The sequence below is a fragment of the Polaromonas sp. Polasp52 genome (genome assembly GCF_059491565.1).
In genome coordinates this window covers 3,048,396-3,062,215 of sequence record NZ_CP168513.1, presented here as the reverse complement: position 1 = coordinate 3,062,215, position 13,820 = coordinate 3,048,396, and the positions used below count along the sequence as shown (strand labels likewise).

Here is a 13,820-nt window from a genome sequence, read left to right as displayed (position 1 = left end):
AAGAATCAAATTTTCAAATTGAGAGAACCATGGAAAAAATTCCTTACCCCAAAGACATCGTCAAAGCGGACTTTACCGGCGAAAATGGTCACCTCAAGGCGAAATACGGGCTGCCCGAGGAGGTCGAGTTTTGCGTGAAATGCGTGATCTCCAACCAGCGGCCCAATTCGGCGGTCGAATACAGCCACACCAAGGATTCGAAGAAAAAAACCATTAACTTCGACGAGCATGGTGTTTGCGATGCATGCAACTTCGCCGAGAAAAAGAAGGCCACCATCGACTGGGAAGAGCGGGAACGCAACCTGATTGAGCTGTGCAATCGCCATCGCAGCACCGACGGCAGCTACGACTGCATCGTGCCGGGCTCGGGGGGCAAGGACAGTTTTTACGCCTCGCACATCCTGCGCACCAAATACGGCATGCACCCCCTGACGGTCACCTGGGCGCCGCACGTTTACACCGACTGGGGATGGAAGAACTTTCAAAGCTGGATCCACGCGGGCCATGACAACCTGCTGATGACGCCCAATGGCCGCGTGCACCGCCTGCTCACGCGCCTGGCGGTGGACAACCTGTTCCACCCTTTTCAGGCCTTCATGTTCGGCCAGAAGGCGCTTGCGCCGAAAATGGCATTGCTGCACAAGATTCCGCTGGTGTTCTATGGCGAAAACGAAGCCGAGTACGGCAACCCGATCGGCGATACCGAAACGGCCAAGCGCGACTGGTCTTACTTCACCGCGGCGGACCAGTCGAAAGTCAGCCTGGGCGGCGTCAGCGTGCCGGACTTGAAGCAACATTTCGGGGTGGAGCACCAGGACCTGCTGCCTTACCTGCCGGCCGACCCGAACCAGATCGAAGAGCAGAAGGTGGAAGTGCACTACCTGGGTTACTACCTTAAATGGCATCCCCAGAGCTGCTACTACTATGCGGTCGAGCACGGCGGCTTCGAGGCCTCCCCCGAGCGCACGCCCGGTACCTACAGCAAATACAACAGCATCGACGATCGCATCGACGACTTCCACTACTACACGACCGGCGTGAAGTTCGGCCTGGGCCGCGCCACCTATGACGCCGCCCAGGAGATTCGCTCGGGCGACATCACGCGCGAGGAAGGGGTGGCGCTGGTCAAGCGCTTCGACCACGAATTCCCGGAGCGCTTTGCCGATGAAATATTCCGCTACCTCAGCATCCCGTCCAAGGAATTTGGGGAAGCTGCCAGCGCGATGTTCGAGCAGCCCGTGCTGGACAGGGAGTACTTCATGAAACTGGCGGACACCTTCCGCTCGCCCCACCTGTGGAAATGGGAAGACGGGCAGTGGAAACTACGGCACGCGGTGTGGCATGGGTAATGTACGCCTGATTCCCCGCCTGGATATCAAGGGCCCCAACCTGATCAAAGGGATCCGGCTGGAAGGCCTGCGGGTGATGGGCGACCCGCAGGAATTCGCCTTGCGTTACTACGAAGCCGGCGCCGACGAGCTCGTCTACATGGACATCGTGGCCAGCCTGTATGGGCGCAACAATCTCAGCGACATCATCCGCCGCGCCGCGGACCAGGTCTACATTCCGATCACGGTCGGCGGCGGCATCCGCTCCGTGGACGACGCCCGCCACATCCTGCGTTCGGGCGCCGACAAGGTCGCCATCAATACCGCCGCCGTGGCCGATCCCAGCCTGATCACCAAGGTCTCGCGCCGCTTCGGCTCGCAGGCCATGGTGCTGTCGATCGAGGCCAAGCTGACCGCCCCCGGCAAATGGGAAGCCTACACCGACAACGGCCGTGAACGAACCGGCCTCGACGTCATCGAATGGGCGCGCAAGGGCGTGGAACTCGGCGCCGGCGAGATTCTGCTGACCTCCGTGGACCGCGAAGGAACGCGCAAAGGCTTCGAAGTCGACCTGATACGCCAGATCAGCCAGGCTGTTCCCATTCCCGTGATCGCCAGCGGCGGGATGGGAACGGTCGAGCACCTGATTGATGCGGCCAAATCGGGAGGAGCGGATGCGGTGGCCATGGCCGACGTGCTGCACTACAAGCGGCTGTCGCTGCCGGACATACGCGCTGCGGCGCTGAAGGCGGGCCTGAACGTAAGGGACGTCCAAGCATGACCCCAAAGATCACCATCGCGGACTATGGCGTGGGCAATCTGCTCAATGTGGCCCGGGCATTCCAGCACTGCGGCGCCGACGTGCATATCACCGAAGACCCCAGTGAAATCGCCGGCGCGCAGCGCCTGGTGGTGCCGGGAGTCGGCGCGTTCGAGGACAGCATCAACGAACTGACGCGGCGCGGTTTCGCCGATGAAATCAAGCGCTACGCCGGATCCGGCCGCCCCCTGTTCGGGATCTGTGTCGGCATGCAGATGCTGTTTGACGTGAGCGAGGAGTTCGGCGAGCACAAGGGGCTGGGCATACTGCCCGGCAGGGTCAAGGCCGTGCCCAACACCACAACGTCCGGCCAGATGCAACGCGTGCCCCATATCGGCTGGGGCCACCTGGTCCATCCCGAAACCGGCCGCAGCTGGCAAGGCACGTTTCTCGAGCCGTTCGAGGCCGCCCGTCCCGCCGTGTATTTTGTCCACTCATTTGCGGCCTACCCCGAGCAGGGCAGCGACCGGCTCGCCGACTGCCTGTACGGCGGGCACCGCATTTGCGCGGCGGTCAAACGCGACAACATCGTCGCCACCCAATTTCATCCTGAGCGAAGCGGTGAAATCGGACTGGCGATGGTGCGCAGCTTTCTTGCCCTTTGATATGCCCGCGGCGCGCCCAGCCCTCGCCGATGCTTGCGAAAAATACCTGATTGTCAGCCTTGGCAGCATAGGCCGGCGGCACCTGGCCAACCTGCGGCAGCTTTGCCCGCACGCCCAGATCGGCGTGCTGCGGCTGCATGCCACGGACAGCGGCAGCGCCGTGCCGGCAGGCGCCGATCACCAGTTTTTCTCCCTCCCGCAGGCCCTGGCATTCGCTCCCTCGGCGGCCATTGTCGCGGGGCCCGCGTCGACCCACCTGGAGGTCGCGGCGGCGCTGGCGGCCGCCGGCATCGCCCTGCTGGTGGAAAAACCGATTGCGCACACCAGCGCGGGCCTGGCCTCCCTGCTGGCCACTTGCGCCCAGGCGGGCATACCACTGATGGTCGGCTACAACCTGCGCTTCCTGCCCTCCCTGGTGGAATGCAAAAGGCTGCTGGATAGCGGGGCCATCGGCCGCGTCCGCGGCGTGCGCGCGGAGGTCGGGCAATACCTTCCGGACTGGCGGCCGGGAACGCGTTACCAGGAAAATGTTTCCGCCCGGCGGGCGCTTGGCGGCGGCGCGCTGCTGGAGCTCAGCCACGAAATCGATTACTTGTACTGGATGTTCGGCATGCCGTCTCGCGTCAGCGCCCGCGGCGGCCGCTACAGCGAACTGGAAATCGACGTGGAGGACATGGTCGAGCTTTGCCTGGAATACGAGGACCCCGCCCGCCTGATCAATATCCACCTGGATTTCCTGCAGCGCTCGCCCTCCCGCAGCTGCAAGTTCATCGGCGACCAGGGGACCCTGGTCTGGAACGGCATCACCGACCGGATCGATGTATTTTCCGCCGAGGCGGGCGCCTGGCAACACATCGACGGCCACGCGCAAGCGGACCGCAACGGCATGTACCTCGCCGAACTGCGCCACTTCCTGGACTGCGCACACCGCCGGGAGCCGGCCCTGTGCGACGGCGCGCAGGGATATGATGTGCTGGCGATTGTGGAAGCAGCCAGGGCGTCCATGCAACATGGCGCGGCTGTACCTGTCCATGGATACACGGGAACCTGAATTGCGCACAATAGCCTTCATCTTCGCACGCGGCGGCTCCAAGGGTGTCCCCGGCAAGAACATCAAGATGCTCGACGGCAAACCGCTGCTCGCCCATTCGATCGCGGTCGCGCGATCATGCCCCGGCATAGAGACCGTGATCGTGTCCACCGACGACGCGGCGATTGCCGCCGTTGCCCGCGAGCACGGCGCCGAAGTGCCGTTCATCAGGCCGGCTGAACTGGCGGCCGATTCAAGCCCGGAATGGCTGGCCTGGCGCCATGCGATCGAATGGGTGCAAAAGGAAAGGGGCGCTTTCGACCTGTTCGTCAGCCTGCCGCCCACTTCGCCCTTTCGCAACCGGCAGGACGTTGAATCGTGCATCCACGCGCTGGCGGAAGATCCCGCGGCCGATATCGTGATCACGGTCAAGGATGCCGACCGCAGCCCTTATTTCAATATGGTCGCGCTCGACCCCGAAGGATATGCCGGCCTGGTGATCAAACCCCAGGCAAGCATTACCCGCAGGCAGGATGCGCCGGTGGTTTACGACATCACGACCGTCGCCTACGCCGCGAGGCCCTCATTCATCCTGAAGGCAAACGGGATTTTTGAAGGCCGCATCAAAACCGTGAAAGTGCCGCCTGAGCGGGCATTGGACATCGACACACCCTACGATTTCATGCTGGCAGAGGCCATTGCAAAAATCAGGGCCTCGCAAACCGGGAATGTTTAGACCATGGCAGCAGAAGAATCTCGCTCGATATCGACCCTGATGGACCTGTCGGGCCGCGTGGCCGTCATCACCGGCGGCGCGGGGCACCTCGGCGAAGCCGTGGCGTCCGCCTTGTCCGAGCTGGGCTGCTCGGTATGCCTGCTGGACCGCAATGCCGAGGCGCTGGAAAAAGCCGCGGGCCGGCTGCGCGCCAAATGGAACAGGCCCGTCGAACAGCTGCTGATCGACCTTGAATCAGAAGACGAGCGCAAAGACGTTTCGGCATGGGTGGCCCGGAAATTCGGACGCGCCGACATACTGGTCAACAACGCCGGTTTTGTGGGCGACAGCACATTGACCGGCTGGGTCGTGCCCTTCGAAGAGCAGGAGATCGGCACATGGCGCCGCGCGGTGGAGGTCAACCTCACCGCCGCATTCCATCTTTCGCAAGTGCTCTCCCCCTTGCTGAAAACCAGCGGCAAGGGCTCCATCATCAATGTGAGCTCCATCTACGGGGTTGTGGGGCCGGACCTGGCCCTGTACGAGGGAACCGCCATGGGCAACCCCGCGGCCTATGCCGCCAGCAAAGGCGGACTTGTCCAGATCACGCGCTGGCTTTCCACGGTGCTGGCCCCGGACATCCGGGTGAACTGCATCAGCCCCGGTGGAGTCGCGCGAAACCAGCCCGAAGCATTCCAGCAGCGTTATATCGAGCGAACGCCGATGCGCCGCATGGGCCGCGAAGAAGACTTCAAGGGAGCGGCCGCCTATTTCGCGAGCGACCTTTCGGCGTGGGTGACCGGGCAAAACCTGATGGTCGACGGCGGGTGGACAGCATGGTGAACATCGCCCCCCAGAAAACCTTCATCATTGCGGAAGCGGGCGTCAACCACAACGGCGACCCAAAACTGGCGATGGAGCTGGTGGACACGGCGGCGCGCTGCGGTGCGGACGCCGTCAAGTTCCAGAGCTTCTCGGCGGACAAGCTCGTCGCGCCCGGCGCCGAAAAGGCCGAGTACCAGAAACGGGAGACCGGGGACGGCGACCAGCATGCCATGCTGAAGGCGCTGGAGATGTCGGAGGAATTGCACCGCGGGCTTTTCTCGCGCTGTGCCGAGATGGGCATCGAATTCATGTCCACGCCTTTTGACGAGGCGGCGGCCGATTTCCTGCTGGCCTTGGGCATGAAGCGCATCAAGGTTCCCTCCGGGGAAATCACCAACGAGCCCTTCCTGGCTTTTCTGGCGGCCAAGGACGTGCCGCTGATTGTCTCCACCGGCATGGCGTCCATGGACGAAATCCGGCGCGCGGTCGAGGTGATTGAAGCCACGCGCAAGAGCAAGGGCTTCAGGCAACCCCTGGCGCAGGTGCTGACGATTCTGCACTGCACGTCCAACTACCCGGCCGAATGCAGCGATGTGAACCTGCGCGCCATGCAAAGCATCGCCCGCGATGTGGCGGTGCCGGTCGGCTATTCCGACCACACCCTCGGCCTGGCGGTGTCCACGGCGGCGGTGGCCATGGGTGCGACGGTCATTGAAAAACACTTCACGCTGGACCGTTCCATGCCCGGGCCCGACCACAAGGCATCGCTCTCGCCCGAAGAGCTCGGGCAACTGGTCAGGCAAATCCGTGATGTCGAGGCCGCCCTGGGTTCCCCGGTCAAACAGCCTACTGCCTCGGAGTTGCCGGTTCGCGCGCTGGTGCGGCGCAGCGTCACCGCGGCCAGGCCCATACGGGCCGGCCAGGCCATTACCGCGGAGGACCTTGTCTTGCTGCGGCCCGGCACAGGCATCCCACCGGGCGACCTTCCAAAGGTGCTCGGCAAGCAGGCCGCGCATGACATCGACGCGGGGGCCACGCTGGGCTGGCCGGACCTGCGATGAAACGCAAGGTTTGCTACATCACGGGCACCAGGGCCGACTTTGGCCTGATGCGCGGCACCCTGGCGGCGCTGCGCGACTCGCAGGCCCTGGAACTGTCCATCGTCGTCACCGGCATGCATCTGTCGGACAAATACGGCAGCACGGCCGACGATATCAAAGCCGCGGGCCTGCCGGTCAATGCCGTAGTGGATGTCGACTTGGCGAGCGCGACCGGCGCCACCATGGCTCGAAACCTCGGGAAAATGGTGGCCGGCTTCGTCGATGCGTTCCTGGACATCAAACCGGACCTGGTCCTGGTTCTGGGCGACCGGGGTGAGATGCTTGCAGGCGCCATCTCGGCCGTGCACCTGAACATTCCCGTGGTGCATATTCACGGAGGCGAGCGGTCCGGCACCATCGACGAATCCATACGCCACGCGATTTCCAAGCTCTCGCACTTTCACTTCGTGTCGACCAGCGAATCGCGCGACCGGCTGGTGCGGATGGGGGAGCAGGCCGCCCATGTGTACCTGACCGGCGCACCGGGATTGGACGGCATAGAGGCACTGGCACTGCACAGCCGGGAAAAGCTGCTCCGGGATGCGGGGCTGGACCCGGCCCGGCCGGTTGCCTTGATGGTGTACCACCCCGTCGTGCAGGAAACGGAAAATGCCGGCGCCGGCACCACGGGGATCCTCGACACCTTGCTGGCGCGCGGGCTCCAGCTGGTGGCCCTGAAGCCGAACTCGGACGCCGGCAGCGACCAGATTCGCGCCGCCCTCGACGCGCACGCGGCCCACGGCGACGTCCGGGTCGTGACGCATTTCCCCCGGGAACTGTTTGTTTCATGGATGGCCGCGGCGGACCTCATGGTAGGCAACTCGAGCGCGGGCATTATCGAGGCGGCCTCGTTCGGCACGCCCGTCGTCAACATCGGCTCACGGCAGAACCTGCGTGAACGCAACGCCAATGTCACGGATGTTGCCGTTGACCCGGCGGCCATAGGCAAAGCCGTGGAGCGGGCCCTGGCGCACGGCCGCTATGAGCGCCGCAACATTTACGGTGACGGCCGCAGCGTTGAACGCATCGCCCGGCTGATTGAGACCCTTCCACTCGACCCATCGGTGATGATGAAATCGAATGCCTACTAAATTGCTCTACCTGATAGGCGCCGGCGGGCACGCAAAGGTCGTGCTGGACGCGCTGCTGTCGTCCGATGCCCTGGCGTACGACGTCCGCGTGCGGGATGGCGCACAACAGCTGCAGGGGCAGCGGCTTCTGGGATACCCGATCGAGGTGCCGGCGGTCGCCGAGGAAATGCAAGGCCGGCCCTTTCACCTCGCCATCGGAAGCGGCCAGGCGCGCCGGCGGCTCTTCGCCGCCCTGCTCGACATCAAGGCGCTCCCGCTGTCCATCGTTCATCCGGCATCCAGCGTTTCGCGCTTCGCCCGTATCGGGGACGGCTCCTTCCTGGCCGCGCACTCCGTGGTCGCGGCGGCCGCCTCACTCGGGCACAGCGTTATCATCAACCACGGCGCGGTCGTGGACCACGACTGCGTGGTGGGCGACTTCTCGCATATCGCGCCCAACGCGGCGCTCAGCGGCGGCGTCGTGGTCGGCGCGGGCGTGTTGGTCGGCGCGGGCGCCAAAGTACTGCCGGGCCTGTCCATCGGCGACGGCGCGGTGGTCGGCGCGGGCGCGGTGGTCACCGCGAACATCAATGCGGGTGAAACATGGGTCGGAGTTCCGGCCCGGAATACGGCTAGGAGCTGAGGTGACGAATATCCAGAATGTGTCGATCACGCGTGATGCCAAGCTGCGTCAAGCCTTGTCAATCCTCGATCAGGCCGGCCTGGGCATACTGCTGCTGACCGACGGGAACGGCCTGTTTGAGCGAACCGTCACCGACGGCGACTTGCGCCGCCTGGTGCTTGCCGGCGCGCAACTGGAGGACACCATCGCCTCGCTGCCGTCCATCAAGTCGCAAGTCATCAATACGCGGGCCTCGAGGCGGGAGGCGCTCGACCTGATGAACCGCCATGCCATCAACCACCTCCCCGTGGTGGACGATTCCGGCAGGGTCGTCGAAATACTGGATCGCAAGGTGATCGACGAGCAGATCCTGCTTTCAACGCCCCACATGGGAAGCGCGGAAAGGGAGTTTGTCGAAGAAGCCTTCCGCACCAACTGGATTGCACCGCTGGGGCCCAATGTGGACGGGTTCGAGCAGGAACTGGCCGAGCTGGTCGGCGTCAGGTACGCGGCCGCGCTGTCCTCGGGAACTGCGGCGATTCATCTCGGCCTTATCCTGCTGGGGGTGCAAAAGGGCGACAAGGTCTTTTGCTCCACGCTGACTTTTTCGGCAAGCGCCAATCCCATTGTTTACCAGGGCGCCGAACCGGTCTTCATCGACTCCGATGAGGAGAGCTGGAACATGTCCCCGGCGGCGCTTGAAAGCGCCTTCCACACGGCCAAGCGCGAAGGCTGGATGCCCAAGGCGGTCATCGTGGTGAACCTGTACGGCCAAAGCGCCGACATGGACCGCCTGATCGACATCTGCAACGCGCACAACGTGCCCGTGCTCGAGGACGCGGCCGAATCGCTGGGCGCGCGCTACAAAGGCAGGGCCAGCGGCAGTTTCGGCAAGCTCGGCGTCTATTCATTCAACGGGAACAAGATCATCACCACCTCGGGTGGCGGCATGCTGGTCTCCGACGACAAGGAGCTCATCGCGAAGGCCCGCTTCCTGGCCACGCAGGCCCGCGACCCCGCGCCGCACTACCAGCACAGCCAGATCGGCTACAACTACCGCATGAGCAATATTCTTGCGGGCGTCGGGCGCGGGCAGCTCAAGGTGCTGGGTGAGCGCGTTGCGGCGCGCCGGGCGGTCTTCGAGGCCTACAAGAGCGCTTTTTCAGGCGTCTCCGAAATCCAGTGGATGCCGGAGCCGGAGTGGAGCTACTCGACCCACTGGTTGACCGCCTGTGTCATCGATCCCTCCGTCGGCATCAACAGCCAGGAACTCACCAAACGCCTGGCCGGGGAACTGATTGAAGCGCGCCCCCTGTGGAAACCCATGCACCTGCAGCCGGTTTTCGCCCATTGCCGCTACTTCCCGGAGCCGGAAAAATCGGTTTCGGACCGCCTGTTCGAGCACGGCATATGCCTGCCTTCAGGATCGAACATGAGTGAATCGCAGATTGCGCGCATCGTCGAGACGGTCCGAAAAATCCTGCGCTGAGCAAGAGGGGGGCTTGCCCTCGAAACGCACCCGGTGAAACAAGCATGGCGGCAGGGACTTTTCACCGATAATCCCTAGGCTGCTTCGCGGGCTGGTGCACGGCACCACGCCCGGTATCCGAGGCGCGAGGAGTATTTAACGCCCGAAGGCCCGCTGACGGGGGGATGAGCACTCATCGAAAAACGGCTTCGTGCAGAACTTTTTTTTGGATGTTTTTCTTGAAGCGAGTGTTTGACCTGGCGTTTGCCATATTTCTGGCTTGTATTCTGGCCTTGCCGATTCTGGCGGTGGCGGCCCTGGTTCGCCTGACATCGCCCGGCCCGGCCCTTTACTGGTCCGACCGTGTCGGTCGTCATAACAAGATCTTTCGGATGCCCAAGTTCCGCAGCATGCGCGTGGGCACGCCGGCCGTCGCCACGCATTTGCTGGCCGATCCACAAGCGCATTTAACGCCGATCGGGCCTTTTTTACGCAAAAGCAGCCTCGATGAGTTGCCCCAGCTGTGGAGCATTCTTACCGGCGACATGAGTTTCGTGGGGCCGAGGCCGGCGCTGTTCAACCAGGCCGACCTGATCGCCCTGCGCACGGCGCAAGGCATAGACGCGCTGGTGCCGGGGCTCACGGGCTGGGCGCAGATCAACGGCCGTGACGAGCTGCCGATACCTGAAAAAGTCGCGCTGGATGCCGAATACCTGCGTCGCCGGTCGCTGTGGCTCGATGTCCGCATCCTCTGGTTAACCGCCGTGAAAGTGCTTCGCCGCGAAGGTGTTTCGCACTGACGGTGCCATCCATGTTTTGAGTCAGATCCTATGATAAGAAATAAACTTCTGAGCCAGCCGCGGCGCGTCAAGCAGCTCGTTGTGCTATTGGCCGACGCGGTGATGGGTGTCGTGGCCGTATGGTGCGCCTACTCCCTGCGACTGGACACCTGGCACTGGCCCTACAGCGTTCACCAGTGGTGGCCGTATGCGCTGGCACCGGTTCTGGCGGCGCCGATTTTTTGGCGCAACGGCCTGTATCGGGCCGTGTTTCGCCACAGCGGTATGGCCGCCATGCGTGCCCTGGCCGTCGCCGTGCTGCTGTATGCCATCCTGTTCTTCGGCGTGCTGATCGTTGCGGGGTGGCCGGATGTCCCGCGCTCCATCGGACTCCTGCAGCCGCTGATCCTGGTTCTCATGGTGGGCGCAAGCCGCGCCGTCGCCCGGCAGTGGCTGAGCAGCCTTTCCGCCGGCCAGCGCCGCAGCATGCCGGTGAGCCATCTGCTGATCTATGGCGCGGGATCCGCCGGCGTTCAAATCGCCAATGCCATCGCCACTTCGCACGAATTCAAGCTGCTCGGGTTTGTGGATGACAGCCCTTCCTTGCAGGGACTGACCATCAACCGCGTTCCGGTTTATGCGCCGGCAAACCTGAGCGCCATAGTGAGTGCCCACGGCATCACCGACATATTGCTGGCCCTGCCATCCATCACCCGCACACGCCGCAACGAGATACTCAATGAGCTGCAGCCCCTGCCGGTGCACGTTCGCTCCCTTCCAGGCCTGACCGATCTGGCCCACGGCCGCGTGGCGCTGGCGGACATCAAGGATCTGGACGTTGAAGATTTGCTGGGACGGGATGCGGTGCCGCCGGATCGCGCCTTGCTGGCCCGCAACCTGCTCGGCAAGGTGGTGCTTGTCACGGGCGCGGCAGGCAGCATCGGCAGCGAGCTGTGCCGCCAGATCCTGCAGGAAAAGCCCGCCCGGCTGATTCTTGTCGAACACAGCGAGTTCGGGCTCTACAGCATCCACCAGGAGCTCCAGCACCTGTGCCAACGCATCGCGGACCGCGAGGGCGCCACCATAGAGCTGGCGCCCTTGCTGGCCAACGTCCGCGACTACGGCCGCATGCTCGAAATCTGCCGGGCCTACCAGCCGCATACCGTCTACCACGCGGCCGCCTACAAGCATGTGCCGCTCGTCGAACACAATCCCGCCGAAGGCGTCGCCAACAACGTGCTGGGCACGCTCAATGCGGCGCGCGCCGCGATAGAGACCGGCGTCAGCCACTTCGTCCTCGTATCCACCGACAAGGCCGTGCGGCCCACCAACGTCATGGGCGCCAGCAAACGCCTCGCCGAAATGGTGCTGCAAGCACTCTCGGCAACGCCGGCTCCGGGTTTCGGCCCCGGGGCCCCCGCCATCAGCAATCGCACGCGTTTTGCCATGGTCCGCTTCGGCAACGTGCTGGGCAGCAGCGGCAGCGTCGTGCCGCTGTTTCGGCGGCAGATTGAAGCCGGCGGCCCGATCACCCTGACGCACGCCGAGGTGACGCGCTATTTCATGACCATCCCGGAGGCCGCCCAGTTGGTGCTGCAGGCGGGCGCCATGGCCGAGGGCGGCGAGGTCTATGTGCTGGACATGGGCCAGCCGGTGCGCATCATCGACCTGGCCCGCCGCATGGTGAAGCTCTCGGGCTTCACGGTGCGCGACGAAAACCGCCCTGACGGCGACATCGCCATCGAGGTCACCGGTTTGCGTCCCGGTGAAAAACTGTATGAAGAGCTGCTGATCGGCGACAACCCCGTCGCAACGCTCCATCCCCGCATCCTGAAGGCGCATGAGGAGTTCGTGCCCTGGGCGGATTTCCGGGGAGACCTGGAGCTGCTCAAGCAGGCCGTGAAAGCCAACGATACCGCCACCTTGCGGACGCTGCTGCTCAAACACGTGAGCGGGTTCACGCCCGACGCCCAGGACAGCGACCTCGTCAGCCTGGCCAGCGTTTAAGAAGCTTCTGTCCGCGCGTCAGGGCGCGGACACCGCCGCCTTGAAAGCCAGCCCCGCGGCGTCCTTGCCCGAAAGCAAAGGGGAGCCGCCCTCCAAAGGCCAGGCGATCCCCAGCGTGGGGTCATTCCACACGATGCAGCGCTCCTGCTCGGGTGCGTAGTAGTCGGTTGTCTTGTATAAAAATTCCGCGCTGTCGCTCAACACCAGGAAGCCGTGCGCCAGGCCGGGCGGCACCCAGAGCTGACGGTGGTTCTCCTCGCTGAGCTCCAGGCCGAACCATTGGCCGAATGTCGGCGATGCCGGGCGGATATCGACAGCCACATCAAAGACCGCCCCCCTCACCACACGGACCAGCTTGCCTTGCGGCTGTCCGAGCTGGTAATGCAAGCCGCGCAGCACGTTTTTGGCCGACCGGCTGTGGTTGTCCTGGACAAAATTGAAATCGGTACCGGTCGCGGCATTGAACGCGCGCTGGTTGAAACTTTCCAGGAAAAAGCCCCGCGAGTCACCGAAAACCTTGGGCTCGATGATCAGCACATCGGCAATGGGCGTGGATGTGACTTTCATGAACGGCCGTTCTCTTTCAGGAGGTGCTGCAGGTACTGGCCGTAGCCGCTTTTTGCGAGCGGCTCCGCGAGTTTCTGCAGCTGGGCGTCATCAATAAACCCGTTGCGCCAGGAAATCTCCTCGGGGCAGGCGATCTTGAGCCCCTGGCGATGCTCGAGGGTCGCGATGAACTGGCTGGCGTCCAGCAGGCTGTCGTGGGTACCGGTGTCCAGCCAGGCATAGCCGCGCTGCATGATTTGCACCTTCAACTGGCCCTGTTCGAGGTAATGCTGGTTGACCGTGGTGATTTCAAGCTCGCCGCGGGCGCTGGGCTTGATCGCCTTGGCGATCTCCACGACCTGGGCATCATAAAAATACAGGCCCGTGACGGCGTAATTGCTTTTTGGCGCGGCCGGTTTTTCTTCAATGCTGCGAGCCCGTCCGGTGGCGTCAAACGCCACCACGCCGTAGCGCTCGGGATCCTTCACGTGATAGGCAAACACCGTCGCGCCCGACGTCTCGGCATCCGCTTCACCGAGCAGCCTGTGCAGGTCATGGCCGTAAAAAATGTTGTCCCCCAGCACCAGGGCGCTGGGCGCGCCGTCCAGGAATTTTTCCCCGATGATGAAGGCCTGGGCCAGCCCGTCGGGGCTGGGCTGCACGGCGTACTGAAGATTCATGCCCCACTGCGACCCATCCCCCAGAAGCTGCTGGAAGCGCGGCGTGTCCTGCGGCGTGCTGATGATCAGCACCTCGCGGATGCCTGCGATCATGAGCGTGCTGAGGGGGTAATACACCATGGGCTTGTCATACACCGGCAGCAGCTGTTTGCTGATGGCCAGTGTGGCCGGATGCAGGCGGGTGCCGGAGCCGCCGGCCAGGATGATGCCTTTGCGTTGAGTCAT

General features: G+C 63.7%; 14 protein-coding genes. 12 read left to right on the top strand and 2 right to left on the bottom strand.

Going from position 1 to position 13,820, the window contains the following annotated elements:
* The first annotated feature begins 29 nt into the window (after positions 1-29).
* The 12 genes from ACEN9P_RS14325 to ACEN9P_RS14270 all read left to right on the top strand — a co-directional run bounded on the left by ACEN9P_RS14325 (position 30) and on the right by ACEN9P_RS14270 (position 12,369).
* Positions 30-1,349, top strand: a complete 1,320-nt coding sequence (locus ACEN9P_RS14325; protein ID WP_495619628.1) for an N-acetyl sugar amidotransferase — start codon at positions 30-32, stop codon at positions 1,347-1,349.
* Complete coding sequence (hisF, locus tag ACEN9P_RS14320) at positions 1,342-2,109, top strand: imidazole glycerol phosphate synthase subunit HisF (protein WP_477663625.1); 768 nt, start codon at positions 1,342-1,344, stop codon at positions 2,107-2,109. The genes ACEN9P_RS14325 and hisF overlap by 8 nt, the downstream gene beginning before the upstream one ends.
* Positions 2,106-2,753, top strand: coding sequence for an imidazole glycerol phosphate synthase subunit HisH (gene hisH / locus ACEN9P_RS14315; protein ID WP_495619627.1), 648 nt, complete (start codon positions 2,106-2,108; stop codon positions 2,751-2,753). Before hisF ends, hisH begins: the two co-directional genes overlap by 4 nt.
* Before the next feature lies 1 nt (position 2,754).
* The gene (locus ACEN9P_RS14310; protein ID WP_495619626.1) at positions 2,755-3,804 is read left to right on the top strand and encodes a Gfo/Idh/MocA family protein; all 1,050 of its coding nucleotides are present in this window, start codon (positions 2,755-2,757) and stop codon (positions 3,802-3,804) included.
* A complete protein-coding gene (locus tag ACEN9P_RS14305; RefSeq protein ID WP_477663628.1) occupies positions 3,764-4,519 on the top strand; it encodes an acylneuraminate cytidylyltransferase family protein in 756 nt (251 codons plus the stop codon). Before ACEN9P_RS14310 ends, ACEN9P_RS14305 begins: the two co-directional genes overlap by 41 nt.
* A gap of 3 nt (positions 4,520-4,522) precedes the next feature.
* Positions 4,523-5,341, top strand: a complete 819-nt coding sequence (locus ACEN9P_RS14300; RefSeq protein WP_477663629.1) for an SDR family oxidoreductase — start codon at positions 4,523-4,525, stop codon at positions 5,339-5,341.
* Positions 5,335-6,384, top strand: coding sequence for an N-acetylneuraminate synthase (gene neuB, locus ACEN9P_RS14295; RefSeq protein WP_495619625.1), 1,050 nt, complete (start codon positions 5,335-5,337; stop codon positions 6,382-6,384). Before ACEN9P_RS14300 ends, neuB begins: the two co-directional genes overlap by 7 nt.
* On the top strand, positions 6,381-7,514 hold the full coding sequence (gene neuC, locus ACEN9P_RS14290; protein WP_495619624.1) for a UDP-N-acetylglucosamine 2-epimerase: 1,134 nt from the start codon (positions 6,381-6,383) through the stop codon (positions 7,512-7,514). Before neuB ends, neuC begins: the two co-directional genes overlap by 4 nt.
* A complete protein-coding gene (locus ACEN9P_RS14285; protein ID WP_477663632.1) occupies positions 7,504-8,136 on the top strand; it encodes a NeuD/PglB/VioB family sugar acetyltransferase in 633 nt (210 codons plus the stop codon). Before neuC ends, ACEN9P_RS14285 begins: the two co-directional genes overlap by 11 nt.
* A 1-nt stretch (position 8,137) precedes the next feature.
* Complete coding sequence (locus ACEN9P_RS14280) at positions 8,138-9,604, top strand: aminotransferase class I/II-fold pyridoxal phosphate-dependent enzyme (RefSeq protein WP_495619623.1); 1,467 nt, start codon at positions 8,138-8,140, stop codon at positions 9,602-9,604.
* A 218-nt stretch (positions 9,605-9,822) separates the two neighbouring features.
* Positions 9,823-10,383: a sugar transferase gene (locus tag ACEN9P_RS14275; protein ID WP_477663634.1), complete on the top strand. Its 561-nt coding sequence runs from the start codon at positions 9,823-9,825 to the stop codon at positions 10,381-10,383.
* A gap of 30 nt (positions 10,384-10,413) precedes the next feature.
* Positions 10,414-12,369 carry a polysaccharide biosynthesis protein gene (locus tag ACEN9P_RS14270; protein WP_477663635.1) on the top strand — a complete coding sequence of 652 codons (1,956 nt, stop codon included), beginning with the start codon at positions 10,414-10,416 and terminating at the stop codon, positions 12,367-12,369.
* An 18-nt stretch (positions 12,370-12,387) separates the two neighbouring features.
* Here the strand turns inward: ACEN9P_RS14270 and rfbC are convergent, their stop codons facing one another.
* The gene (gene rfbC / locus ACEN9P_RS14265) at positions 12,388-12,936 is read right to left on the bottom strand and encodes a dTDP-4-dehydrorhamnose 3,5-epimerase (protein ID WP_477663636.1); all 549 of its coding nucleotides are present in this window, start codon (positions 12,934-12,936) and stop codon (positions 12,388-12,390) included.
* Positions 12,933-13,820, bottom strand: a complete 888-nt coding sequence (gene rfbA, locus ACEN9P_RS14260) for a glucose-1-phosphate thymidylyltransferase RfbA (RefSeq protein ID WP_477663637.1) — start codon at positions 13,818-13,820, stop codon at positions 12,933-12,935. Before rfbA ends, rfbC begins: the two co-directional genes overlap by 4 nt.

Bases quoted from the DNA above. Each gene is read 5' to 3' on its own strand.
- ACEN9P_RS14325 (WP_495619628.1), top strand. From the start codon at position 30: ATGGAAAAAATTCCTTACCCCAAAGACATCGTCAAAGCGGACTTTACC.
- hisF (WP_477663625.1), top strand. From the start codon at position 1,342: ATGGGTAATGTACGCCTGATTCCCCGCCTGGATATCAAGGGCCCCAAC.
- hisH (WP_495619627.1), top strand. From the start codon at position 2,106: ATGACCCCAAAGATCACCATCGCGGACTATGGCGTGGGCAATCTGCTC.
- ACEN9P_RS14310 (WP_495619626.1), top strand. From the start codon at position 2,755: ATGCCCGCGGCGCGCCCAGCCCTCGCCGATGCTTGCGAAAAATACCTG.
- ACEN9P_RS14305 (WP_477663628.1), top strand. From the start codon at position 3,764: ATGGCGCGGCTGTACCTGTCCATGGATACACGGGAACCTGAATTGCGC.
- ACEN9P_RS14300 (WP_477663629.1), top strand. From the start codon at position 4,523: ATGGCAGCAGAAGAATCTCGCTCGATATCGACCCTGATGGACCTGTCG.
- neuB (WP_495619625.1), top strand. From the start codon at position 5,335: ATGGTGAACATCGCCCCCCAGAAAACCTTCATCATTGCGGAAGCGGGC.
- neuC (WP_495619624.1), top strand. From the start codon at position 6,381: ATGAAACGCAAGGTTTGCTACATCACGGGCACCAGGGCCGACTTTGGC.
- ACEN9P_RS14285 (WP_477663632.1), top strand. From the start codon at position 7,504: ATGCCTACTAAATTGCTCTACCTGATAGGCGCCGGCGGGCACGCAAAG.
- ACEN9P_RS14270 (WP_477663635.1), top strand. From the start codon at position 10,414: ATGATAAGAAATAAACTTCTGAGCCAGCCGCGGCGCGTCAAGCAGCTC.
- rfbC (WP_477663636.1), bottom strand. From the start codon at position 12,936: ATGAAAGTCACATCCACGCCCATTGCCGATGTGCTGATCATCGAGCCC.
- rfbA (WP_477663637.1), bottom strand. From the start codon at position 13,820: ATGACTCAACGCAAAGGCATCATCCTGGCCGGCGGCTCCGGCACCCGC.